Origin of the sequence: Nitratireductor sp. B36, assembly GCF_020833685.1 — a bacterium.
GTDB lineage: Bacteria > Pseudomonadota > Alphaproteobacteria > Rhizobiales > Rhizobiaceae > Nitratireductor.
In genome coordinates this window covers 286,226-308,375 of record NZ_JACKZY010000004.1, presented here as the reverse complement: position 1 = coordinate 308,375, position 22,150 = coordinate 286,226, and the positions used below count along the sequence as shown (strand labels likewise).

Sequence of the window (22,150 nt, the reverse complement as noted above, 5' to 3'; positions counted from 1 at the left end):
AAATTCGCGGAGAAATCCAATGACCGACGAACCGCTGCTTCGCGTTCGCTCCATCTCGAAATTCTACGGCAACCGTATCGGCTGCAACGACATCTCCTTCGACCTGTGGCCGGGCGAGGTTCTGGCTGTGGTGGGCGAGTCCGGCTCCGGCAAGACCACCCTCCTGAACTGCCTCTCGACACGCCTCCTGCCCACGTCCGGCACCGTGTCCTACCGCATGCGCGACGGGGCGTTCCACGATCTCTACCGCATGAGCGAGGCCGAACGCCGCTTCCTGATGCGCACCGACTGGGGTTTCGTTCACCAGAATCCTGCGGACGGGCTGCGCATGACGGTCTCCGCCGGCGCGAATGTGGGCGAGCGGCTGATGGCGGTGGGCGAGCGGCACTATGGCAATATCCGCGCCACCGCCACCGACTGGCTCGGCCGCGTTGAGATATCCAGCGACCGCATCGACGACCAGCCCCGCGCCTTCTCCGGCGGCATGCGCCAGCGCCTGCAGATCGCCCGCAACCTCGTCACCGGCCCGCGCCTCGTCTTCATGGACGAGCCGACCGGCGGTCTCGACGTGTCGGTGCAGGCCCGCCTGCTCGATCTCCTGCGCGGCCTCGTTCACGAACTGGGCCTCTCCGCCATTGTCGTCACCCACGACCTTGTGGTCGCCCGCCTTCTCTCCCACCGCATGATCGTCATGAAGGACGGTCACGTGGTCGAAAGCGGCCTGACAGACCGGGTGCTCGACGATCCGCAGGCGCCCTACACCCAGCTTCTCGTTTCCTCCATTTTGCAGGTGTGACCATGGCAACACCCCTCGTCGTCTCCGAAGTCTGCAAGAGCTTCACCATGCATCTCCAGGGCGGCATTCGCCTGCCCGTGGTGGCCGATGTCTCCTTCTCGCTCTCCGCCGGCGAATGCGCCGTGCTTGGCGGCCCCTCGGGCGCTGGCAAGAGCTCCATCCTCAAGATGATCTATGGCAGCTACGCCATCGACAGCGGCCAGGTGATCGTCAGCCATGACGGCAATCTGGTGAACCTCGCCACCGCCGATCCGCGCACCGTCATCGCCATCCGCCGTGACACGATTGGCTATGTCAGCCAGTTCCTGCGCGCCGTGCCGCGCGTTTCCGCACGCGATGTGGTGGCCGAACCGCTCATCGCACGCGGCGAAGTTCTGGAAACCGCGCGCGGCAGGGCCGAGAAGCTGCTTGCCCGCCTCAACCTGCCCGAGCGCCTGTGGGACCTGCCACCAGCCACCTTCTCCGGCGGCGAACAGCAGCGCGTGAACATCGCCCGCGGCTTCATCACCGATCATCCGGTCCTGCTTCTCGACGAGCCAACCGCCTCTCTCGACAAGGCCAACCGCGAAATCGTGATTGCCATGATCGACGAGAAGAAGAAGGCGGGCGTGGCACTGCTCGGCATCTTCCACGATCAGGATGTGCGCGATGTGGTTGCCGACCGGATCATCGACGTCACCGAATTTGCGCCGAACAGGAAAGCGGCATGAGGCAGCTCTCCGAGAAACCCTGTGTGCATCCGACTGCAGAGGTAAAGGACTCAACGCTTGGCCGCTACACCGAAGTGGCCGAGCGCTCGCGCCTTCATGAAACGGTGCTCGGCGACTACTCCTATATGATGCAGGATTGCAGCGCCTGGTGCGCGCAGATCGGGAAATTCTCCAACATCGCAGCCGCCGTGCGCATCAATGCCACGAACCACCCCACCTGGCGTCCCACGCTGCATCACTTCACCTATCGCTCCGCCGACTATTGGCCGGATGCCGAACATGACGGCGCGTTCTTCGACTGGCGACGCGACAACATGGTCAGGGTCGGCCATGACACCTGGCTCGGTCATGGCTCCACGATCCTGCCCGGAGTGACCGTGGGCGATGGGGCGGTGGTCGGTGCCGGTGCCGTGGTCTCGAAGGATGTCGCCCCCTACACGATTGTCGGCGGCGTTCCCGCCCGCACGATCCGCGAGCGCTTCGACCGGCGGACGGCGGAACGGTATCAGGCGCTTGCCTGGTGGGATTGGAGCCATGGCAAGCTCAGGGAAGCTCTGGAGGATTTCCGTGCGCTCGATGCACAAGCGTTTCTGGAAAAGCACGAGAATTGAGCCCGCGCCATCTGGTCGCAACATTCCCTGAATATAATCGTCAGGTTTTTATTGACAGGATCGAAGACCTGCGGTTTCTATAGTTCCGCATCCGCGCGATGCGTCCATGATGTCTGGGCCTTTACCCCTTTCGATCGCAGGACGTCTGTCGTTGCCCATTGAGCTGTGTGCCGTCTGTTCTGACGGGACACGTTTTTGTTCGCTGGGCGCCTTTTCCGACAAACTCCGGCACAAAGGTTTTGGCTCTGCATCGGGGCTCGACCTTGCAAAGCCACGGAGTTTCCGACGTCGCCATGCTCGTCTGCCAATGCAACATGATCACCCAGAAAGAGCTCGAGGAGACGATCGTCGCCATGCTCGACGAGGATCCCTGGCAGCTTGTTGTGCCGGCGAAGGTCTACCACACCATGTCCAAGCGCGGCCGCTGCTGTGGGTGCTTTCCGAATGTCGTGGAAACAATCATCCGCGTCACCGAAGCCTATCATGCACGCCTTGATGCTGCCCAGAATGCTGCTACCGTGACCTATCTCGATCAGGTACGCGCTTTGCGCGAGCGTTTTGGAAGGAAGTTCAATGAAAGGCGACAAAAAGGTCATCGAGCGGCTTAACGAGGCGCTCACCCACGAACTGGGGGCAGTCAACCAATATTGGCTGCATTATCGCCTTCTGGAAGATTGGGGCTTTACCAAGCTCGCCAAGAAGGAGCGCGAAGAATCCATCGAGGAAATGCACCACGCCGACAAGCTGGTCGAGCGTATCATCTTCCTTGAGGGCCATCCCAACCTTCAGGTTGTTGGCCCGCTGCGCATCGGCCAGAACATCAAGGAAGTGCTTGAGGCTGATCTCGCCGGTGAGCATGACGCCCGCAAACTCTACAAGGAAGCGCGCGACGACTGCCACGATGCGGGCGACTATGTTTCCATGAAACTGTTCGAAGAGCTGCTCGCAGACGAGGAAGGTCATATCGACTACCTCGAAACGCAGCTTGAACTCCTTGAGACAATCGGCGTGGAAAAATACGGCCAGCTCAATGCCGGCCCGGCCGACGAAGCCGAGTAATCAAGTTTTGGGGGTGACCGGTCAGAGTGTTGATCCGGTCATCCCTCACGGCGATCTGGTGCACTTCGGGGGCGCTTGAGTGCCCAGGGCCGGACCCTAGTGGACTTCCGGGCGCTCTTTTCGGTGGTCTGGAACTGCGACCTTGGCCGCTGCAGCGCCAATCCCTCTCCGTTCGGCGACGACCACCAATCCTTCGATGGGTTCGCCACGATCCCGGCGGATCACTGCCTTTTCAAGCAGTACCGGTTCAAATCCCGCATCTCCCATGACCGCCCGCAAATGCGCCTCGGAATGAGCGTAGCGCCGCGAGGGACGCAGCACCATTGCCTCCGGTCCCGCATGATGTTCGACTGAAAAAACGAAAAGGGCCCCCGGCGCAAGCGAGGCTCCGGCCGCTGCAAAAAGCCGGTCGAGCGAACCCAGATACATGAAAACGTCTGCCGCGGTCACCAGATCGGCCTCGCGGGGCAGCTTGGTGAGTGCGGAGAGATCGGCCCGTTCCAGCCGGTCGTAGATCTGTTTGTCATCCGCACGCTTCAGCATTTTTGCCGAGATATCGATCCCTTCAAGAAAGCTGACATGGGCTCTCAGTCGCTCGCCCATCAAGCCAGTGCCGCATCCAAGGTCGACGGCATGAGCGAAAGCATGTTTTCCGATCCGCAGAAGCGCTTCCTCCAGCAATTCGGGCACGCGATAACCGAGCTTGTCCACCAACGCCGTGTCGAACGTTTCGGCATACTGATCGAACAGGGTTTCGACGAAAGCCGATGGAACAGCGCCAAGACCATCGAGCGCACCGAAAAGCTCCAGCTTCAACGCCGCACCCAGCCGATCCATTTCATCGAGCCTGAGGACATTTCGCCAGGCGTCCAGCGCGGCTGCGACCTCGCCTGCCTCAGCCAGCATCTCACCGTGGCGGAAATGCCCTGCCGCCCAATCCGGCGCACGGGTCAGAGCCTCGCCCATCAGGTCGGCAGCGGCTTTGAAATCCCCGCTTTCGAACAGCATCTCCGCATACTCCGCACGGCGATCGGCGAGCAGATCACCCGAAGTGAAGAAAATCGGCTTCATTCGATATGTTTTCCAGGAGGCCCGCATGCGGGCGGTGAGCGCTTATGCTCCCGGAAATGTCTCCTGACAAGTCTGTCTTTCACTGCCTGAAAAATGACCTATCTTCTCATTCCATGAAGCCGCAGAACCTGCTCCAGCCGCGCCCGGCGGGACTTTATTGCCCGCCCGGTGATTTCTACATCGATCCTGTGCGTCCGGTGGAGCGGGCCCTGATCACGCACGGGCATGCAGACCACGCCCGCGCGGGTCATGGACACGTTCTGGCGACGAGAGAAACGCTCGACATCATGGCGCTGCGGTACGGTACAGACTTTGCGCGAAGCCGGCAGGCCATCAATTACGGCGAAACGCTGACACTTGATGGTGTTGGCATTTCTTTTCACCCTGCTGGCCATGTGCTGGGATCGGCGCAGATCGCTGTGGAGAAAAATGGCCTGCGCATTGTCGCCTCTGGCGATTACAAGCGTCATCCCGATCAAACCTGCGCCGCCTTCGAGCCCGTGCGCTGTGATGTCTTCATCACCGAAGCGACCTTTGGGCTCCCCGTTTTTGTTCACCCCGACCCCTTGCAGGAGATCCGGCGTCTGACCGCGTCATTGACGCAATTTCCGGATCGCGCGCACATTTTGGGGGCTTATTCCCTTGGCAAGGCGCAGCGCGTCATCAGTCTCTTGCGCACCAGCGGATACGATACACCGATCCTCATTCACGGTGCCTTGGAAAAACTCTGTCGCTATTATGAAGGCCAGGGCATCGACCTCGGCGAACTTGAACCGGCAACTGTCGAAGGAGGCCTTGCCGATCGCGCCGCGGGCCGCGTCATAGTCGCACCTCCATCCGTGTTCGGCGAACGCTGGACGCGGCGCTTCGCCGATCCGCTCAACGTCTTTGCCTCCGGCTGGATGCGCATCCGCCAGAGAGCGAAGCAGCGCGGTGTCGAACTCCCCCTGATCCTTTCCGACCATGCAGACTGGAATGAGCTGATCGCCACTATCCGAGAAACGGAGGCAGGCGAAGTGTGGGTGACACACGGCCGCGAGGAAGCCATCGTTCGCTGGTGTGAACTGAACGGCATCAAGGCCCGCCCTCTCAACCTCGTCGGCTACGAAGACGAGGTCGAGTGATGCGTGACTTTGCCAATCTGCTCGACCGTCTGGTTCTCACCCCGTCGCGGAACGGAAAAATCCGCCTGCTCACGGACCATTTCAGTTCTGTGCGTGACCCTGATCGTGGTTACGCTCTTGCCGCGTTGACCGGGGGCCTCGACTTTCCCGCTGTGAAACCAGCCATGCTGCGGACCCTGATCGGCGGGCGAATGGACGAGGTGCTTTTTGCCTATTCCTACGATTATGTTGGCGACCTTGCAGAGACCATATCGCTCGTTTGGCCAAGCACCCCGGGTGAGGAAACCCCGCCGCCGCTCTCCGAAATCGTAGAAATGCTTTCCACGCTTGGGCGGGCTGAAGCGCCTTCGGTCATGGCGCATCTCCTCGATCGGCTCGATCCCTCTGCCCGATTTGCTCTGATCAAACTCGCTACCGGAGGCTTGCGTATCGGCGTATCAGCACGGCTTGCAAAGCAGGCCCTGGCAACGTTCGGCAATAAGGACATCGGCGAGATAGAAGAACTCTGGCACGGGCTCGAACCACCCTATGAAACGCTCTTCGCATGGCTGGAAGGCGAAGCCCAAAAGCCTGTCAGCACTGCGAAAGCGCTGTTCCGGCCGGTCATGCTTGCCCATCCGGTCGGCGACGGTGAGCTTTCAAAGCTGGATCCTGCCGACTACGCGGCCGAATGGAAATGGGACGGGATCCGCGTTCAGGCAGTGTGCGAAGACGGTGTCAAACGGCTCTATTCGCGCACAGGCGACGACATATCCGGTGCATTTCCGGACCTCCTGTCATCGTTCGAAGCCGAAATGACCCTGGATGGAGAGCTGCTGGTCGGAAACCCGGATACGCGGACCGGCACCTTCTCGGACCTTCAGCAGCGCCTCAACCGCAAGACGGTGTCGAAGAAGATGCTTGGCGAGTACCCGGTCTTCCTCCGCTGCTACGATCTGCTGCAGGCGGAAGGAGAAGACCTGCGCGGACTGCCCTTCATCCAACGCCGGGCAGCACTTCAGGAGCGGATATCGGGGCTGTCGCAGGATCGTTTCGATCTGTCCCCGCTCGTCGATTTCACAAACTGGGAAGAACTGGACGCCAAACGACGTGCTCCACCGCATCCCGTGATTGAAGGGGTGATGTTGAAGCGGCGCGATTCCTCCTATGTTCCCGGCCGCCCCAAAGGCCCATGGTTCAAATGGAAGCGTGATCCGTTCATCATCGATGCAGTGCTGCTTTATGCGCAACGTGGTCACGGCAAGCGGTCGAGCTATTACTCCGATTACACATTCGGTGTATGGACCGGGCCCGAAGACGCGCCCGAGCTCGTACCTGTCGGTAAGGCCTATTTCGGTTTTACCGATGAGGAACTGAAGCAGATCGACAAATATGTGCGTGACAACACGATCGAGCGTTTCGGCCCCGTCCGATCAGTCCGCGCCGAGCGCGATCACGGTCTTGTTCTCGAAGTCGCGTTTGAGGGGCTCAATCGCTCAACGCGACACAAATCAGGTGTGGCGATGCGCTTTCCACGCATTTCCCGCCTGCGCTGGGACAAGCCGGCAGCCGAAGCGGACCGGCTTGAAGCCCTGACCTCCATGCTCGAAGATTAGCACCTCTCATTGCGTCGCAATGGCCGCACGGATGGAGAAGACGTCGAGCGCATGACCTTGGCCGGTGGCATCCGGAACAATGGTGATCGTTCCGCCGCTGCTGGGCGATTGATTGGGCAATTCGACCTCGAAGAGATAGTCCGAACGCGTTGGCCCGACCACGTAGCGGGTGCGACCGCAATCGCCAAGGGCGCCAAAGTTGCAGGAGAGCGAAAGCTGTGTCTCCTCCCCGTCCTGCGCTCTGGCCTCGATGCTGAAAATGGCGTTGCGTCCGGCGAGCGTCTCCAGAACGCCGCGCCCTACATCAAAGGAAATGCCTGCCCCGCCGGATGTGCTGACTTGGAGAAAAACCTGATCATCATTGCGCATCACGTCTATGTTCCCGCCATCCGGCGCAGAAACGGTGGTGGGATCGGTTGGGTCGAAAATGGTGATCCATTCGCCCTCCGCGCGGCTTCCTCGCGACCCGGAGGCTGTTGTTTCCTCGTCCGCAGAATAATTGTCTTCCTCCAGGGCAAGCGGCGGGTTGCGCACACTGGTGTCCCGCTCATCGCTGGACATCAGAATGCCACTGGACATGGTCCACCAGAGCCCCAAGCCGAGAAACGCCACCACAGTCGCGATCAGAAAGAGCATGGCATAAGAGCGCCGCGGCCTTGGCAGGGCCGCACGAATGCGTCGTTTCGCCTCTTCAGAAGAAGGATCATCCGACACGCCGCTGCGATCCCGCGGGTCAATCCGTGGAGCGAACGCCTCGCTTTTGTCTCTGGGGCGTGGGGCGCTGCGCGCCTCAGGCTCGACTTGCGGCGAGGGAGCCGGCCGCTCTCGCGGCGCAGGCTTTGAGACCTGCGGACCCCCGGCTTGTGGGGCGGCGGGAACGAACTCTGTCTCGATCTCGGTGATCGTTGTCTTCAGGTTCTCGCGCCTGGCAGTTTTTGCCTCTTCAGAAAGATCGTCGCGTGCTTCAAGCGTGCGCTCCAGCGCTGCAAAGGCAGAACGATACACCTTTTCACGGAAGGGCCGTTTGCTAGCGTCGCCCTTTTCGAACGCCTTTCTTATCGCATTTTCTATCGCGTCCAAGGCTGGCTGCCCTCTTTGCCTGTCTTTGTCACATGGTTAACCGTTGGTGAGTATGCAATCAACGGTCATAACAAGGTGTGAACAATAGGCTATTCCGCCCTGATGAGGTCGAGCCTGGTTTTTCTCCACCCTAACCATGCCCGAGGAGTTCAGAATGCGGGATTTCGCGCTTGAGGTTCACTTTTCCCGCTGGGAGTTCAATGCCCGGCATCACATGACCGCCTCCGACATGGAAAGCATGACGCTCGGTGAGCTGACACAGATGGCCGGGCCTTCCGCACGCGAAGAGCTCGACAGGCTGTGGCTCGGCTACACGGAAACCTGGGGCGCGCCGGACCTGCGCGAGGCCATTGCCGCTACTTATGACGGCCTTTCCGCACGTGACATTCTCTGCTTCGCCGGCGCCGAGGAAGGCATTTATGCGGCCATGCGTGTAATGCTCTCACCCGAGGATCACGCCATCGTTTCTGTTCCAAACTACCAGGCTGCAGAAACCGTGCCGCTGGGGCTGTGCGCGGTGACCGGCGTTCCGCTTCTGGAGAACGACAACTGGCGGCTCGATCTCGATGCGGTGCGTGCCGCGATCCGTCCCAACACGAAGCTGATATCGGTCAACCTGCCCAACAATCCGACCGGCGCCCTGATGCCGCAGGAGGATTTCGCAGCCCTCGTGGCGCTTTGCCGCGAGCACGATCTCTACCTTTTCAGTGATGAGGTCTACCGCCTGCTCGAAAGCGATGACAAAAAACGCCTTCCTCAGGCAGCGGAAGCCTATGAGAAGGGCGTTTCCCTCAACGTCATGTCCAAGGCCTATGGCCTGCCGGGCCTGCGTATCGGCTGGATCGCCAGCCGTGACACGGCGCTTTTGCAGAAGCTGGAGCGCTACAAGCATTACCTGTCCATCTGCAACTCTGCCCCGAGCGAGCGGCTGGCGGTGATGGCGCTTTCAGTGCGCGACCGCATTCTTACGCGGAACCGCTCGCTGATCGCGGAGAACCTTGAGAAAATGGACGCATTCTTTGCCGAATACCCGGATCTCTTCGACTGGAAGCGCCCGGATGGCGGTTGTGTTGCCTATCCCCGATATAATGGACGGGATGGGGTCGAACAGTTCTGCCACGATCTCGTGGAACAGGCAGGCGTGCTGTTGCTGCCCGCCTCCGTCTACCACTCGGAGCTGATGGAAAGCCCAGCAGGGCGCTTCCGCATCGGCTTTGGGCGCAAGGGGATTGATGCCGGGCTTGCCGCGATGCGAGACTTTCTCGGGCGGCGGCACAACGACATTAAACCCGGTTGAGACAAGAAGCGCGCAAAATGTGGCGATGGAGGTTTTCAACCGGGACCAAGATGCTGTAAAAGTTTTGACGTTTACGAATACGTCAATTGAAGGGAATTAACATGGCGCTTCCGGCTGTTTTCGACACTTTGCGTTTGCCCGTCGTCGGCGCGCCCTTGTTCATCATCTCGCATCCGCCTCTGGTGACCGCACAATGCAAAGCCGGGATTGTGGGCTCCTTTCCAGCACTCAATGCGCGCCCCAAGGAGCAGCTTGACGAATGGATATCGCAGATCAAAGAGGAGCTGGCCGCGCATGATGCGAAAAACCCGGACCGCCCCGCTGCTCCTTTTGCCGTCAACCAGATCGTTCACCGTTCCAACGACCGGCTGGAGCATGACCTGAGGGTCTGTGTGGATCACAAGGTGCCGATCGTCATCACCTCGCTCGGCGCCGTCGAAGAGGTGAACCAGGCCGTTCATTCCTATGGCGGCATCGTGCTGCACGACATCATTCACGATCGCCATGCACGAAAAGCGATCGAAAAGGGAGCAGACGGGCTCATTGCGGTGGCAGCGGGGGCTGGCGGACATGCGGGCACGCTTTCGCCCTTCGCTCTCGTACAGGAAATCCGGCAGTGGTTCGATGGGCCGCTGCTTCTGTCAGGTGCCATCGCCAATGGCGGCGCGGTGCTGGCGGCCGAGGCGATGGGCGCGGACCTTGCCTATATCGGTTCACCCTTCATCGCCACACAGGAGGCGCGTGCAACCGAGGACTACAAGGAGATGATTGTCTCCTCGCGTGCTGCCGACATCGTCTATTCAAACCTCTTCACCGGCGTACACGGCAACTACTTGAAGGGCTCCATCGTCAAGGCCGGCATGGACCCCGACAATCTCCCGGAAGCCGACCCCTCCAAGATGAATTTCGCAAGCGCTGACGCAAAGGCCTGGCGCGACATCTGGGGAAGCGGACAGGGCATTGGGGCGGTGAGCGAGATCACCAGCGCTGGCGCTCTGGTGGACCGCCTGGCGGCAGAATACGCCGAAGCGAAGGATCGGATCTGCGGCGCGCGGTAACCCCGCCGCGCTTCATCCCGGCAGGCCATCCAGCCGGGGGACTTCGTTCAGCCCATCATCCCAATCCGCACGACTGGACATGCAGATATGTGCGGTCGGCTTCATGGAAACCGGTGTATCAAGACACCCAGCCGGAACGATGACCATCGCCCCGCCTGCTTCCGATCTCGGCAGAGCAGAGCCACAGGACCGGCAGAAGCTCCTCCGGTGCCGCGCCCCCGGCACCCGGTAGCTCGCTGTATTCTCTTCCCCAGAAAGCCAGGTGATCTCCGCCGCGCTCGAAAAAAGGTTCGCGGCATGGGCTGAGCCTGATCCCTTGCGGCAGCGCGAACAATGGCAGAGATAAAAGCGCTCGAACGAGCCTGAAATTTCAAATCTCACCGCGCCACAGAGGCAGGTGCCGGAATGCGTTGTGCCCATCAATCATCTCCCTAAAGATGATGCCTCTTAGCATATCCAGGAAGAAGACCCCATTGCCACGACGCAACCCTGCGCGCGGCAGCACTGTGGACTGTCAAGAAACCGTCATCCAAGCGACATGCAGGTTTCATCCACACCCATTAGGCGAATGAGCGACAAGGGCGAAAAGCCTGCGGGAGAGCCGCAATACGGCGCTTAACGGGATAAGCAAATGCTTGAAATTCGACAGGTCACCCGACGCTTCGGACAGAACACGGCCGTGCGCGATGTGGAACTGGAAATCGAACAGGGCCAGATGGTCGGCATCATTGGCCGCTCGGGCGCAGGCAAGTCGACGCTTTTGCGCATGATCAACCGGCTGATCGATCCGTCCGAAGGGTCGATCTCATTTCAGGGCAAAGAGGTATCGGCTCTTAAAGGCGCGGAGCTGCGCCGCTGGCAACGCGACTGCGCGATGATCTTCCAGCAGTTCAACCTGGTGCCGCGTCTCGACGTGCTGACCAACGTCCTGCTCGGGCGCCTCAATCATCGTTCCACCGTTCTCAACCTGATGAACATGTTTACCCGCGAGGAACGCATCCGCGCCATTGCCGCGCTCGAGCGCCTCGACATCGCGCAGACGGCGCTGCAGCGCGCCGGCACCCTTTCTGGCGGTCAGCAGCAGCGTGTGGCGATCGCCCGTGCTCTCATGCAGGAACCGAAGGTGATCCTCGCCGACGAGCCGATCGCCTCGCTCGATCCGCTTAACGCCAAGGTGGTGATGGACTCGCTGGCCGACATCAACGCCCGCGAAGGCATCACCGTCATCACCAACCTGCACACGCTCGACACGGCGCGCGCCTATTGCAACCGCATTGTCGGCATGGCCAAGGGCGCTGTGGTCTTCGACGGCCCACCCGAGGCGCTGACCAGCGAAGCGGTGCGCACCATTTACGGCGGCGAGGAAGGCGCGGAGCTTTCCGAAGCCATCACCTCCACCAGCATCAATGTCCCGGCTCCACAGCCGGCAAGAAAATCGACCGGTCAGGCTCAACCGGCGCTCGCCGCCGTCTGACCCACGGGATCGCCTGGCCCGCGTAACGGGCCGCTCTGCCTGAAAACCCGCCGGCGGGAAAAGCCGGCACCCAAATGGAGAGACGTCATGTTCAAGAAAGCTCTTATGGGCGCCGTAGCGCTCACCGCAATGATGGTCGGCGGCGCACAGGCCGAAGACCTGAAGGAATTCCGCATCGGCATTCTCGGCGGCGAAAACGAAGCCGACCGCCTGCGCAATTTCTCCTGCATGGTCGACAAGCTTCCCGAGGTTCTGGGTGTCGAAAAAGTCTCGCTTTTTCCCGCCGCCGATTATGACGGCGTGATCCAGGGCCTGCTTGGCGGTACGCTCGATTATGCCGAGCTCGGCGCTTCGGGCTATGCGAAGGTCTATCTCGAAGATCCGGAGGCCGTTGAGCCAATCCTCACAACGGTGCAGACCGACGGTTCGACGGGCTATCATTCGGTCATGGTCGCCCGCAAGGATTCCGGCATCAAGTCGCTGGAAGACATGAAGGGCAAGAAGCTCGGCTTCGCCGACCCGGATTCCACCTCCGGCTACCTCGTTCCCGCTGTCACGCTGCCCAAGGCCGTCGGGACATCCATCGAAGAATTTTTCGGCGAGACCGGCTTTGGCGGCGGCCACGAGAACCTCGTTCTCGAAGTGGTGAAAGGCACGTTCGACGCCGGCACGACCTGGGCTTCGGGCGTTGGCGAGTTCTCCGACGGTTACACCTCCGGCAACCTGCACAAGATGGTCGAGAAGGGCATTCTCGACATGGACGATCTGGTTGAGCTCTGGAAGTCCCCGCTGATCCCGAACGGTCCGGTCGTGGTTCGCACCTCCATGGACGCCGACATGAAGAACAAGTTCAAGACCTTCATGATGGAAATGCCGGAAGCCGATCCGGAGTGCTTCGCAGCCATCCAGGGCGGCGACTACAAGGGCTACACCGAAGTGACGCCGGCATTCTACGAGCCGATCATCGACGCCCGTCGCTCCAAGATCGGTTCCTGATCCCTTTCCCGCAATCTGACACGCCGCCGGTCCGTGCCGGCGGCGTTGTCGCACAGGCGTGCCAGACATGACAGCAACGACCCATTCCCCGCTTCTTTCCGAAGCCGGCCAGGCCGTGGAGCGCCACTGGCGCGAACTGGCCGGACGCCGCCGGCTCTACACCATTGGCGGCATCGTGTTCATGGTTCTCGCCATGAGCGGTTCGCTCTGGTTTGCCAATGAATCGAACGCCGGCAAGTTCTTCGACCGCCTGCCCTATCTGTTCGATTTCGTGGGCCAGATGCTGCCGCGCGATGGCTGGGAAATCTGGCGCGCCCTTTTCGACCTGCCCTCGCCCTATGACGATGGCAGCCTGAAATACAATTATCCCGATGGACGGATCTATCTCACCGAGACGTTCTATCTGCCCGAATATTTCTACAAGATGCTGGAAACCATCAACATCGCGCTGGTTTCCACGCTGATCGGGTTCGGCTTTGGCTTCGTCCTTTGCTTTCTGGCAGCATCGAACCTGACGACCCGGCGCTGGCTGCGCTTCTTCGTGCGCCGTTTCATGGAGCTGCTCCGCGCTTTTCCCGAGATCGTCATCGCCGGCTTTTTTCTGGCCGTGCTGACCATCGGTGCCGTGCCTGCCATCATTGCCGTGTCGATCCACACGGTCGGTGCGCTCGGCAAGATGTTCTTCGAAGTGGTCGAGAACGCCGACATGAAAGCCGAGGAGGGCCTGCGCGCTGCCGGTGCGAACTGGACCGAGCGTGTCTGGTTCGCCATCGTGCCGCAGGTCATGCCCAACTTCCTGAGCTACGCGCTTCTGCGTTTCGAGATCAATGTCCGTGCCTCCACCATCATCGGCGCGGTCGGTGGTGGCGGTATCGGCGAGGCGCTGCGCCTGTCGATCAGCCGCACGCATGAGGCCAAGACGCTCGCCATCATCCTTCTCCTGTTCTGCACCATCGTCGCGGTTGACCAGCTTTCGGCCTGGCTACGCGGGCGCATCGTCGGCAGACAAGCTTTTGAATTTGGCCGGGGAGGCTGACCATGACCGAGCTAGAAGCCAACGCCATCGTCGCGCGCCACACGGATGTTTTTCAGCGCCCGCTGCTGGAGCGCTTTCGCGCCGCGCTCATCATCGCAGCCATCGCGCTTTATATGATCTTCGCCTGGTGGCTCTTTGCCGTGGGGCAGGTGATCTCCAACGGCAATTGGGATATCGCAGGAAGCTATCTGGCCGACTGGGTTTCCTATGAGGTGCGCCCGGACATCGAGTATGACGGCGATGCGCTGGATGTTTCCTTCCCCCGTTTCTCGCCGCTGGGCGACGATCCGAAACCGGACTGGGTGGTGACGGAAACGGCGACCGTCGAACGCCGGAGCGCGGGGACAACTGAGGCCACCAGCTCCGGCAGCGGCGCAACCAGCGGGGCCGGCTTCCTCGGGTCGCTGGACACGAAGCCTGCTGCGAAAGACGACGGTGGGTTTCTTGGTGCCATGCCATCTGCCTCCACACCACCCGAAACACCGACCGCGAACACCACTCCGGCGGAACCGGTGGTGACCCGTGAAGAAGCCATTGTGAGCGCCGATGTTTCGTTCGGTGGCGACACGCATATCCGCGTTCAGCCCGGCTTCGTGACCGTCACGCACAAGGGCGAGACGCTGGAACTCGACATCGAGGAGCGTCTCGCGGTCAATGCGCGGGGACCCCTGCCCGACTGGGCAAGCCAGCGTGCACCCGGTGCCAAGGTTATCGTGCGCTTCGGCTTTGCCGGCCGTGCGGAGATCGAAGACGATGAGGTCAAGATACGCCGCCGCTTCCTCGGCTGGGAGAATTTCTTCTTCGACACGCGCTCGCCGTATTGGGGCATGCCGGTCAGCGAGGTTCTGGGCACGATCTTCTTCGGCGAGCGCATCGAGGAAGGCCGCTCCAATCTGGCCATTGCCTGGGACAACATTGTCAACAATGCCGACTGGCAGCATGGCGATGTGTGGCTGAAGCTGCTGCAGACCATCGTCATGGCGTTTGCGGGCACGGTGTTCGCCTCGCTCCTGGCCTTCCCGCTCGCCTTTGCGGCCGCGCGCAACATCATGCCCAACCGTTTCATCAACCATCTCTTGAAGCGCTCGTTCGACTTCCTGCGCTCGGTGGACATGCTGATCTGGGCGCTGTTCTTCACCCGCGCGTTCGGGCCGGGGCCGCTCGCCGGCATTTCGGCGATCTTCTTCACCGACACCGGCACATTCGGCAAACTCTACTCGGAAGCGCTCGAGAACATCGACGACAAGCAGCGGGAGGGCGTGCGCTCTGTCGGTGCAGCACCATCCTCGGTCCAGCGCTACGGGGTCGTGCCGCAGGTTCTGCCGGTGTTTTTGAGCCAGTCGCTGTATTTCTGGGAGTCCAACACGCGCTCGGCCACAATCATCGGCGCTGTGGGTGCGGGCGGAATCGGCCTCAAGCTCTGGGAGGCGATGCGCACCAATCAGGACTGGGAAAACGTTGCCTATATGGTGATCCTGATCCTGCTGGTGGTTTTCATCTTCGACAACATCTCCAACACGCTGCGTCAGCGTCTCATCGGCAGGCAAGGAGCCGAAGGATGACGCGGCGGAAAATGGCTGATAGCTTCTGTGGTCCTTTCGAGGGATTCGTTAACCTGTCACACAAATCGCCTATTGCACCGCAATCGGCGAGGAAAAGCTCATGCGCTACGCAATCTACTTCACACCCGAACAGGATGACCCGCTGACGCGGGCCGCTGCCCGCTGGCTGGGACGCGATGCCTTTACCGGCGCATCGCTCACGCCGGTGGATGCAGGGCCCTTTTCAGCGGCGGAGATCTCATTTCACACAGCTGCGGCACGCCGCTACGGGTTTCATGCGACGCTGAAGGCCCCGTTCCGGCTTGCCGAAGGTCAGAGCGAGCAGGCGCTGATCCAGGCGCTGGCAAAGTTCTGCGCGCAGATGGAGCCGGTAACGATCCCGCGCGCCGTGGTGCGCAGGCTGGACGGCTTTTTCGCACTTGTGCCCGAAGAACGCTCGGAACGGCTGGATGCGTTGGCCGGTGGCATCGTCGAGTATTTTGAGCCGTTTCGCGCTCCGCTGACCGTTGGGGAACTCGAAAGGCGCAATCCGGAAAACCTCACGCCGGCGCAGCTCAAGAATCTGCACAAATGGGGCTACCCCTATGTGTTCGAGGAGTTTCGCTTCCACATGACCCTGACCGGCCGCGTGCCGCAGGAAGAAGCCCCCCGGATGGAACGGGCGATCGACGCCTTCTTCGGGCCGCTTTTGTCGGAACCACTGGAGATTGGCTCGCTGGCCCTGTTCATCGAGCCGGAACCGGGCGCACCGTTCCAGGTGAAATCCCTGGAAACGCTCGGCTGGAACAAGACAAGAAAGACCGCCTGATAATGACGAACGAGCTGGTCCTAAAAAACGCCCGCATCGTGCTGCCCGATGAGGTGATCGAAGGCAGCATCTCGATCCGTGACGGGCGCATCACCGACATTGCCGCCGGCAATTCCGCTGTTGGTGAAGATATGGAGGGCGACTACGTCCTGCCGGGCCTGGTCGAGCTGCACACGGACCATCTGGAGCGGCACTACGCGCCCAGACCGAAAGTGCGCTGGAACCCGATCGCCTCGGTGCTTGCGCATGATGCACAGATTGCCGCATCCGGCATTACCACCGTGTTCGACGCGCTGCGCATCGGCCTTGATGAAGACAGCAACCTCGGCGCGCCGGAAATGCGCGAGCTTGGCCACGCCATCGAAAACAGCGTGGAAGCCAGGCGGTTACGTGCCGACCACTTCCTGCATCTGCGCTGCGAGGTCTCCGCGCCCGATTGCCTGGAAGGGTTCGAGCTTTTCAGGAATGACAGCCGGGTGAAGCTTGCTTCACTGATGGACCACTCTCCGGGCCAGCGCCAGTTCACCAGCATCGAGACCTACAAGGTCTACTACATGAACAAGACAGGCATGACGGAAGAGGATTTCCGCCAGTTCTGCGACAAACGCGTTTCCCAGTCGCAGACCTATTCCAACAGACATCGCAAAGCGATTGCCGACATCTGTCGGGAAAAGGGCATCATCCTGGCAAGCCATGACGACGCGACGATGGAGCATGTAAACGAGGCCGCAACCCAGGGCGTGCGCGTCGCCGAGTTCCCCACCACGCAGGAGGCCGCCAAAGCTTCGCGCGAGGCCGGCATGCAGGTGTTGATGGGCGCGCCCAATGTGGTGCGCGGCGGATCGCATTCCGGCAATGTTTCGGCGCGCAGTCTGGCGGAAGGCAAGACGCTCGACATTCTGTCGTCGGATTACATCCCGTTCAGCCTCGTTCAGGCCGCCTTTGCTCTGGGCGAGACGGTAGAGCACATCTCGCTTCCGCAGGCCGTCGCCATGGTTTCGAAGAACCCGGCAGAAGCCGTCGGGCTCGATGATCGCGGCATTCTCGAACAAGGCCGGCGCGGCGATGTGATCCGCGTGCGCGTGGACGAGCATGTGCCGATCGTGCGCTCGGTCTGGCGCGAAGGAGCGCGAGTGGCATGAGGTCCTCGGCCACGCTGGAACGCGTCATCGGCGAGCAGGATTTCCCGATACGGCATGGCGTGTTCGTCGCTGTGGCCGGTCCCTCGGGCGCCGGCAAGGATTCGGTGATGGACTATGCGCGCCAGCGACTCGGGCCCGAGGGCAGCGACGTCACCTTCGTGCGCCGTGTCATCACGCGCGAGATGGACGGTGCCGGCGAGGCCCATGACTGCCTGACGCGCGCCAGTTTTGACGACGCGGAAAGCAGGGGCGCATTCGCCGTAAGCTGGGAGGCGAACGGGCTGAAATACGGTCTGCCCGCCAGCGTGGACGACGTCGTGCGGGAAGGCCATGTGGCTGTTGCCAATGTTTCGCGTGCCGTCATCCCGCTCCTGCGTGAACGCTATGGCAATGTCATCGCCGTGATCGTGACCGCATCGCGCGAGGTCCTAGCCGAGCGGCTTTCAAGCCGCGGCCGCGAAACCCGCGAGGAAGTTCTGGCCCGTCTCGAACGGGCGCATGCGAAAGAACTCGCGGTGGAAAACGCGACAATCATCGACAATTCAGGCACGCTGGAAGAAGCGGGTGAAAAGTTTCAGGACATTCTGCGCCGCGCCGCTGCCTGGAGCGCGGTGAGCGACAGCGTCTGATCCTCGCCCCTGATTCAGATATCCGGGCTGATGCCGACAGCCCCTCTTGGCGCGCCGTCTGTTCTGGTTTAGTTCTAATCCATCTTGGAACATCGGACGCACCCCATTGACGGCATTGCCGCGCCTTTCCTGCCAGCGCCCTTCAGCGAATGGTTCGCCACGCGTGGGTGGCAGCCGCGCGCGCATCAGCTCGAACTTCTCGCCCGCACGCAGGCCGGCCGCTCCGCCCTGCTGATCGCGCCGACGGGTGCCGGCAAGACGCTCGCCGGGTTTTTGCCAACGCTCACCGATCTTGCGGACCGGCCAAAACCTCGGCCCGGCGAAGCGCGGCGTGGCGTTCACACGCTTTACATATCGCCGCTCAAGGCGCTCGCCGTCGACATTCAGCGCAATCTGAACCTGCCGGTGACCGAGATGGGGCTGCCGGTGACCATGGAAACGCGCACCGGCGATACGCCCACTCACAAGCGCCAGCGGCAGAAGCATGCGCCGCCCGATATTCTGCTCACAACACCCGAACAGCTTGCGCTTCTGATCGCCTCACCCGATGCGGAGCGCTTCTTCTCGGACCTCAAATTCGTCGTGTTCGACGAGTTGCATTCGCTGGTGATCTCCAAGCGTGGGCACCTGCTTTCGCTTGGCCTTGCGCGGCTGCGCCGCCTGCGACCGGAGTTGCAGACCATCGGGCTTTCGGCGACGGTCGCCGAACCCGAAGCACTGCGCCGCTGGCTGGTGCCACAGGACACGCCCGGCGCCCTGTCCGATATCGTGACCGTGGCGGGTGGCGCAAAGCCGCACATCACCATTCTGGAGACGGAGGAGCGTGTGCCCTGGGCCGGGCACTCCGCGCTCTATGCCATTCCCAAGGTCTATGAGGCGATCAAGGCGCATCGGACCACCCTGCTCTTCGTCAACACGCGCAGCCAAGCCGAGCTTCTGTTCCGCGAATTGTGGCGCGCCAATGAAGACAATCTGCCGATTGCCCTGCACCACGGCTCGCTCGATGTCGGCCAGCGGCGCAAGGTGGAAAAGGCGATGGAGACCAACAGCCTGCGGGCCATCGTCGCCACGTCGACGCTGGATCTGGGCATCGACTGGGGCGATGTGGACCTGGTCGTGCATGTGGGTGCACCCAAGGGAGCGAGCCGGCTGGCGCAGCGAATAGGCCGCTCCAACCACCGCATGGATGAACCGAGCCGCGCCATTCTCGTGCCGGCAAACCGCTTCGAGGTGATGGAGTGCCGTGCAGCGCTTGAAGCGAACTATCTGGGCGCGCAGGACACGCCGCCACTGGTGGAAGGGGCGCTCGATGTGTTGGCGCAGCACGTGCTGGGCTCGGCCTGCGCCGCCCCTTTCGACGCCGATGAGCTCTATGGCGAGGTGGCGAGTGCGGCGCCCTATGCCGGGCTAGACCGGGCGACCTTCGACCGCATCGTGGATTTCGTGGCGACCGGCGGCTACGCGCTGAAGAGCTATGAGCGCTATGCCCGCATCCGCAGGACGAAGGACGGGCTCTGGCGCATCGCCAATCCGCGCATCGCCCAGCAATACCGCCTGAATGTCGGCACCATCATCGAATCCCCGATGCTGAACATCCGCATGGTGCGGCCTGGCCGTGGCAACGCCTCGCGCGGCGGCCCCGTGCTCGGCAAGGTGGAGGAATATTTCCTCGAAACCCTCACGCAGGGCGACACTTTCCTGTTTTCCGGCAGGGTGCTGCGCTTCGAGGGCATTCGCGAGAATGAATGCCTCGTGTCTGCAGGCGGCGGAGAGGATGCCAAGGTGCCCTATTACGCCGGCGGCAAGTTTCCACTCTCCACCTATCTGGCAGCGGAAGTGCGCGCCATGCTGGCCGACCCGGAGCGCTGGAAGACATTGCCGCCACAGGTCGCCGAATGGCTTTCCATCCAGCGCGACAAATCCATTCTGCCGCGCCGCGAAGACCTTCTGGTCGAGACATTTCCGCGTGGCAACCGCTTCTACATGGTGCTCTACCCGTTCGAGGGACGGCTCGCCCACCAGACGCTTGGCATGCTCCTGACCCGCCGGCTCGAGCGCGCCGGTGCGCATCCGCTGGGCTTTGTCGCCAATGATTACGCGATCGCCGTTTGGGGCCTGAACGACATGAGCGCCATGCTTAAGAGTCGCAAACTTAGCCTGGCCGCGCTCTTGGACGAGGACATGCTCGGCGATGACCTCGAAGCGTGGATCGCCGATAGCTGGCTTTTGAAGCGTACCTTCCGCAATTGTGCGCTGATCTCCGGGCTGGTCGAGAAACGCCACCCCGGCCAGGAGAAGACCGGCCGGCAGGTGACCGTTTCCGCCGACCTCATTTACGACGTTTTGCGGGCCCATGAGCCGGATCACATTCTCATGCAGGCCACATGGGCGGACGCCGCGCAGGGCCTGCTCGATGTCAGGAGGCTGGGCGAGATGCTGTCGCGCATTCGCGGGCGAATCGTGCATAAGGCGCTGACGCGCATTTCCCCGCTGGCCGTGCCCATCATGCTCGAAATCGGCAAGGAAGCGGTGGCCGGCGATGCAAATGAGGCGCTGCTTGGCGAAGCGTCGCGACTTTCAGGCGAGGAATTGATGCAGGAGGCACTTGAGGCATGAACAGCCTTGCACCCGCAACCGATGCAAGCACGGCGCTGACGGTGCGCATTGCCGGGCATGAGGCCGTGTGCGACTGGCGGGGCGTGCTCTTCTTTCCGGCGATGGGGCTGATGGTGGTCTCCGACCTGCATCTGGAAAAGGGCGCGGCTTATGCCAGGCGGGGGCGCATGTTGCCACCCTACGACACCGCTGCAACGCTGAAGCGGCTCGAAGAGGTTGTCGCCACTTATGACCCCGAAATGGTGATCAGTCTCGGTGACAGTTTTCACGATGAAGAGGGTGCCGCAGAAATGCCTGTCCCTTTTCGCGATCACCTCTTCCAGATCATCGACAAGCGCGACTGGCACTGGATTGCCGGCAACCACGATCCCGCGCCGCCACCCGACCTGCCCGGCCGCTGCGCTCAGGAAATCGCTATCGACGGCCTCACTTTCCGCCACGAGCCTGCACGCGGTGCGGGCCCGGGCGAGATCGCCGGACACCTGCATCCTGGCGCGCGCATCGTAAGACGCGGGCGTGGTGTGCGTCGGGCCTGTTTCGCCTGTGATGGTAGCCGGCTCATCATGCCGGCATTTGGCAGTCTGACCGGCACGCTGAACGTACTCGATCGCGCATTCAACGGCCTTTTCATGCGTGAGAAGCTGGCAGCCTACATGCTGGGGCGGCAGGGAATCTACGCCATTGCCGGCAGCATGCTGCGGTGATCAATCCTTGCGGAAGAACAGCCGCCCAAGCCAGCCAGTAACGATCGCAATCAGCACGGAAAGAATGCCATAGAGCATGCTGTTCTGATGGGCAAACTGGTAGAGGCGCTGCTCCAGCCCCGCCTTGCGGATGGTGAGTTGCGCCGAGGTTTCACGCAGGAACATCCCATTGCGAAACAGGAAGGCTCGTGCCCTGTGGGTGCCGACCGCGACATTGGGGGCGAGCCTGAGCGACGCCCTGAAAAGGCTTTGCGACAGGAACCGCACCGCGCCCGCTCGCGTCGAGTAAAGTCCCTCGGCTTCCTTGCGTTCGCGCAGCGCACGGGTGAATTCCTCGATCGTTTTCGGGTCGCCATCTGAATCCAGCGGCTGAAGATGAAGATTGTCTGCACCCAGCGCCAATTGCCGATAGCCATCGGGGGCCGTGATATCCTGCGGTGCGCGCGTGAGCGCCATGGAATAGGAGGCGGGAACATCGCGGAAGATCACCGATTCCGTATTGATCCACATGCCCGCGACGCGGGTTTTCTTGCGGACCGTCACGGGACGCGGTGGCCCTTCCAGAACCACGATCACGTCGTATCGCCCCTGCCGGGAAATCAATGGGTCAGCGTTGTCGAGCGCACCAAATATCGTGAGCTCCGCACCGCTGAAATCCGAGGTAATCGAGACCTGATCCGTGGACAGGCCGATCTGGATATTCTCCGGGATGTGGTCCTGCGCCCGCGCAGCCAGCATGGGCATCAAAAGGGCAAGCGTGGACAACATTGCAAAACGCATCG

At 61.6% G+C, this 22,150-nt stretch carries 22 protein-coding genes; 18 read left to right on the top strand and 4 right to left on the bottom strand.

Annotated elements, in window-relative coordinates; all coding sequences use genetic code 11:
* Nucleotides 1–19: 19 nt before the first annotated feature.
* The 5 genes from phnK to bfr all read left to right on the top strand — a co-directional run bounded on the left by phnK (nt 20) and on the right by bfr (nt 3,176).
* Complete coding sequence (gene phnK, locus H7H48_RS17760; RefSeq protein WP_229450392.1) at nt 20–796, top strand: phosphonate C-P lyase system protein PhnK; 777 nt, start codon at nt 20–22, stop codon at nt 794–796.
* Between the two features lie 2 nt (nt 797–798).
* Nucleotides 799–1,506, top strand: a complete 708-nt coding sequence (phnL, locus tag H7H48_RS17755) for a phosphonate C-P lyase system protein PhnL (protein ID WP_229450391.1) — start codon at nt 799–801, stop codon at nt 1,504–1,506.
* Nucleotides 1,503–2,117, top strand: a complete 615-nt coding sequence (locus H7H48_RS17750) for a DapH/DapD/GlmU-related protein (protein ID WP_229450390.1) — start codon at nt 1,503–1,505, stop codon at nt 2,115–2,117. The genes phnL and H7H48_RS17750 overlap by 4 nt, the downstream gene beginning before the upstream one ends.
* Before the next feature lie 293 nt (nt 2,118–2,410).
* Nucleotides 2,411–2,725 carry a (2Fe-2S)-binding protein gene (locus H7H48_RS17745; protein ID WP_229450638.1) on the top strand — a complete coding sequence of 105 codons (315 nt, stop codon included), beginning with the start codon at nt 2,411–2,413 and terminating at the stop codon, nt 2,723–2,725.
* Nucleotides 2,691–3,176 (top strand): bacterioferritin, encoded by a 486-nt coding sequence (gene bfr / locus H7H48_RS17740; protein ID WP_223019485.1) that lies wholly within the window; start codon nt 2,691–2,693, stop codon nt 3,174–3,176. The genes H7H48_RS17745 and bfr overlap by 35 nt, the downstream gene beginning before the upstream one ends.
* A gap of 96 nt (nt 3,177–3,272) precedes the next feature.
* On the opposite strand, the gene H7H48_RS17735 is transcribed toward bfr, so the two are convergent.
* Complete coding sequence (locus H7H48_RS17735; RefSeq protein WP_229450388.1) at nt 3,273–4,247, bottom strand: methyltransferase domain-containing protein; 975 nt, start codon at nt 4,245–4,247, stop codon at nt 3,273–3,275.
* Between the two features lie 113 nt (nt 4,248–4,360).
* Here H7H48_RS17735 and H7H48_RS17730 point away from each other — a divergent pair, with 113 nt between their 5' ends.
* Together H7H48_RS17730 and H7H48_RS17725 are read left to right on the top strand one after the other, a co-directional pair.
* Nucleotides 4,361–5,371: a ligase-associated DNA damage response exonuclease gene (locus H7H48_RS17730; RefSeq protein ID WP_229450386.1), complete on the top strand. Its 1,011-nt coding sequence runs from the start codon at nt 4,361–4,363 to the stop codon at nt 5,369–5,371.
* Complete coding sequence (locus tag H7H48_RS17725) at nt 5,371–6,966, top strand: cisplatin damage response ATP-dependent DNA ligase (protein WP_229450385.1); 1,596 nt, start codon at nt 5,371–5,373, stop codon at nt 6,964–6,966. Before H7H48_RS17730 ends, H7H48_RS17725 begins: the two co-directional genes overlap by 1 nt.
* A gap of 6 nt (nt 6,967–6,972) precedes the next feature.
* Here H7H48_RS17725 and H7H48_RS17720 read toward each other — a convergent pair whose 3' ends face one another.
* On the bottom strand, nt 6,973–8,046 hold the full coding sequence (locus H7H48_RS17720; RefSeq protein WP_229450383.1) for a hypothetical protein: 1,074 nt from the start codon (nt 8,044–8,046) through the stop codon (nt 6,973–6,975).
* Between the two features lie 154 nt (nt 8,047–8,200).
* On the opposite strand from H7H48_RS17720, the gene H7H48_RS17715 reads away from it, so the two are divergent.
* Entirely contained in the window at nt 8,201–9,343 is a 1,143-nt protein-coding gene (locus H7H48_RS17715) for an aminotransferase class I/II-fold pyridoxal phosphate-dependent enzyme (RefSeq protein WP_229450381.1), read from the top strand.
* Between the two features lie 101 nt (nt 9,344–9,444).
* Complete coding sequence (locus H7H48_RS17710) at nt 9,445–10,401, top strand: nitronate monooxygenase family protein (RefSeq protein WP_229450379.1); 957 nt, start codon at nt 9,445–9,447, stop codon at nt 10,399–10,401.
* Nucleotides 10,402–10,413: 12 nt separating this feature from the next.
* Here H7H48_RS17710 and H7H48_RS17705 read toward each other — a convergent pair whose 3' ends face one another.
* Nucleotides 10,414–10,821 (bottom strand): GFA family protein, encoded by a 408-nt coding sequence (locus tag H7H48_RS17705; protein ID WP_229450377.1) that lies wholly within the window; start codon nt 10,819–10,821, stop codon nt 10,414–10,416.
* 211 nt (nt 10,822–11,032) lie between these two features.
* Between H7H48_RS17705 and phnC the strand changes: the two genes are divergently transcribed.
* The 9 genes from phnC to pdeM all read left to right on the top strand — a co-directional run bounded on the left by phnC (nt 11,033) and on the right by pdeM (nt 21,368).
* Nucleotides 11,033–11,875 (top strand): phosphonate ABC transporter ATP-binding protein, encoded by an 843-nt coding sequence (gene phnC, locus H7H48_RS17700; protein WP_229450376.1) that lies wholly within the window; start codon nt 11,033–11,035, stop codon nt 11,873–11,875.
* Nucleotides 11,876–11,962: 87 nt separating this feature from the next.
* Complete coding sequence (gene phnD / locus H7H48_RS17695) at nt 11,963–12,871, top strand: phosphonate ABC transporter substrate-binding protein (protein ID WP_229450375.1); 909 nt, start codon at nt 11,963–11,965, stop codon at nt 12,869–12,871.
* A 67-nt stretch (nt 12,872–12,938) separates the two neighbouring features.
* The gene (phnE, locus tag H7H48_RS17690) at nt 12,939–13,907 is read left to right on the top strand and encodes a phosphonate ABC transporter, permease protein PhnE (RefSeq protein WP_007010501.1); all 969 of its coding nucleotides are present in this window, start codon (nt 12,939–12,941) and stop codon (nt 13,905–13,907) included.
* 2 nt (nt 13,908–13,909) lie between these two features.
* A complete protein-coding gene (phnE, locus tag H7H48_RS17685) occupies nt 13,910–15,469 on the top strand; it encodes a phosphonate ABC transporter, permease protein PhnE (RefSeq protein WP_229450373.1) in 1,560 nt (519 codons plus the stop codon).
* 100 nt (nt 15,470–15,569) lie between these two features.
* Nucleotides 15,570–16,277 carry a DUF1045 domain-containing protein gene (locus H7H48_RS17680; RefSeq protein ID WP_229450371.1) on the top strand — a complete coding sequence of 236 codons (708 nt, stop codon included), beginning with the start codon at nt 15,570–15,572 and terminating at the stop codon, nt 16,275–16,277.
* A gap of 2 nt (nt 16,278–16,279) precedes the next feature.
* Nucleotides 16,280–17,419, top strand: a complete 1,140-nt coding sequence (locus H7H48_RS17675) for an alpha-D-ribose 1-methylphosphonate 5-triphosphate diphosphatase (RefSeq protein ID WP_229450370.1) — start codon at nt 16,280–16,282, stop codon at nt 17,417–17,419.
* Nucleotides 17,416–18,048 carry a phosphonate metabolism protein/1,5-bisphosphokinase (PRPP-forming) PhnN gene (gene phnN / locus H7H48_RS17670; RefSeq protein ID WP_229450368.1) on the top strand — a complete coding sequence of 211 codons (633 nt, stop codon included), beginning with the start codon at nt 17,416–17,418 and terminating at the stop codon, nt 18,046–18,048. Before H7H48_RS17675 ends, phnN begins: the two co-directional genes overlap by 4 nt.
* Before the next feature lie 84 nt (nt 18,049–18,132).
* The gene (locus H7H48_RS17665) at nt 18,133–20,664 is read left to right on the top strand and encodes a ligase-associated DNA damage response DEXH box helicase (RefSeq protein WP_229450366.1); all 2,532 of its coding nucleotides are present in this window, start codon (nt 18,133–18,135) and stop codon (nt 20,662–20,664) included.
* The gene (gene pdeM / locus H7H48_RS17660) at nt 20,661–21,368 is read left to right on the top strand and encodes a ligase-associated DNA damage response endonuclease PdeM (RefSeq protein ID WP_229450365.1); all 708 of its coding nucleotides are present in this window, start codon (nt 20,661–20,663) and stop codon (nt 21,366–21,368) included. Before H7H48_RS17665 ends, pdeM begins: the two co-directional genes overlap by 4 nt.
* Here the strand turns inward: pdeM and H7H48_RS17655 are convergent, their stop codons facing one another.
* Nucleotides 21,369–22,148, bottom strand: coding sequence for a TIGR02186 family protein (locus H7H48_RS17655; RefSeq protein ID WP_229450364.1), 780 nt, complete (start codon nt 22,146–22,148; stop codon nt 21,369–21,371).
* Nucleotides 22,149–22,150: the final 2 nt, after the last annotated feature.

Coding starts and splice junctions, on each gene's coding strand:
- phnK (WP_229450392.1), top strand. CDS start 20: ATGACCGACGAACCGCTGCTTCGCGTTCGCTCCATCTCGAAATTCTAC.
- phnL (WP_229450391.1), top strand. CDS start 799: ATGGCAACACCCCTCGTCGTCTCCGAAGTCTGCAAGAGCTTCACCATG.
- H7H48_RS17750 (WP_229450390.1), top strand. CDS start 1,503: ATGAGGCAGCTCTCCGAGAAACCCTGTGTGCATCCGACTGCAGAGGTA.
- H7H48_RS17745 (WP_229450638.1), top strand. CDS start 2,411: ATGCTCGTCTGCCAATGCAACATGATCACCCAGAAAGAGCTCGAGGAG.
- bfr (WP_223019485.1), top strand. CDS start 2,691: ATGAAAGGCGACAAAAAGGTCATCGAGCGGCTTAACGAGGCGCTCACC.
- H7H48_RS17735 (WP_229450388.1), bottom strand. CDS start 4,247: ATGAAGCCGATTTTCTTCACTTCGGGTGATCTGCTCGCCGATCGCCGT.
- H7H48_RS17730 (WP_229450386.1), top strand. CDS start 4,361: ATGAAGCCGCAGAACCTGCTCCAGCCGCGCCCGGCGGGACTTTATTGC.
- H7H48_RS17725 (WP_229450385.1), top strand. CDS start 5,371: ATGCGTGACTTTGCCAATCTGCTCGACCGTCTGGTTCTCACCCCGTCG.
- H7H48_RS17715 (WP_229450381.1), top strand. CDS start 8,201: ATGCGGGATTTCGCGCTTGAGGTTCACTTTTCCCGCTGGGAGTTCAAT.
- H7H48_RS17710 (WP_229450379.1), top strand. CDS start 9,445: ATGGCGCTTCCGGCTGTTTTCGACACTTTGCGTTTGCCCGTCGTCGGC.
- H7H48_RS17705 (WP_229450377.1), bottom strand. CDS start 10,821: ATGGGCACAACGCATTCCGGCACCTGCCTCTGTGGCGCGGTGAGATTT.
- phnC (WP_229450376.1), top strand. CDS start 11,033: ATGCTTGAAATTCGACAGGTCACCCGACGCTTCGGACAGAACACGGCC.
- phnD (WP_229450375.1), top strand. CDS start 11,963: ATGTTCAAGAAAGCTCTTATGGGCGCCGTAGCGCTCACCGCAATGATG.
- phnE (WP_007010501.1), top strand. CDS start 12,939: ATGACAGCAACGACCCATTCCCCGCTTCTTTCCGAAGCCGGCCAGGCC.
- phnE (WP_229450373.1), top strand. CDS start 13,910: ATGACCGAGCTAGAAGCCAACGCCATCGTCGCGCGCCACACGGATGTT.
- H7H48_RS17680 (WP_229450371.1), top strand. CDS start 15,570: ATGCGCTACGCAATCTACTTCACACCCGAACAGGATGACCCGCTGACG.
- H7H48_RS17675 (WP_229450370.1), top strand. CDS start 16,280: ATGACGAACGAGCTGGTCCTAAAAAACGCCCGCATCGTGCTGCCCGAT.
- phnN (WP_229450368.1), top strand. CDS start 17,416: ATGAGGTCCTCGGCCACGCTGGAACGCGTCATCGGCGAGCAGGATTTC.
- pdeM (WP_229450365.1), top strand. CDS start 20,661: ATGAACAGCCTTGCACCCGCAACCGATGCAAGCACGGCGCTGACGGTG.
- H7H48_RS17655 (WP_229450364.1), bottom strand. CDS start 22,148: ATGCGTTTTGCAATGTTGTCCACGCTTGCCCTTTTGATGCCCATGCTG.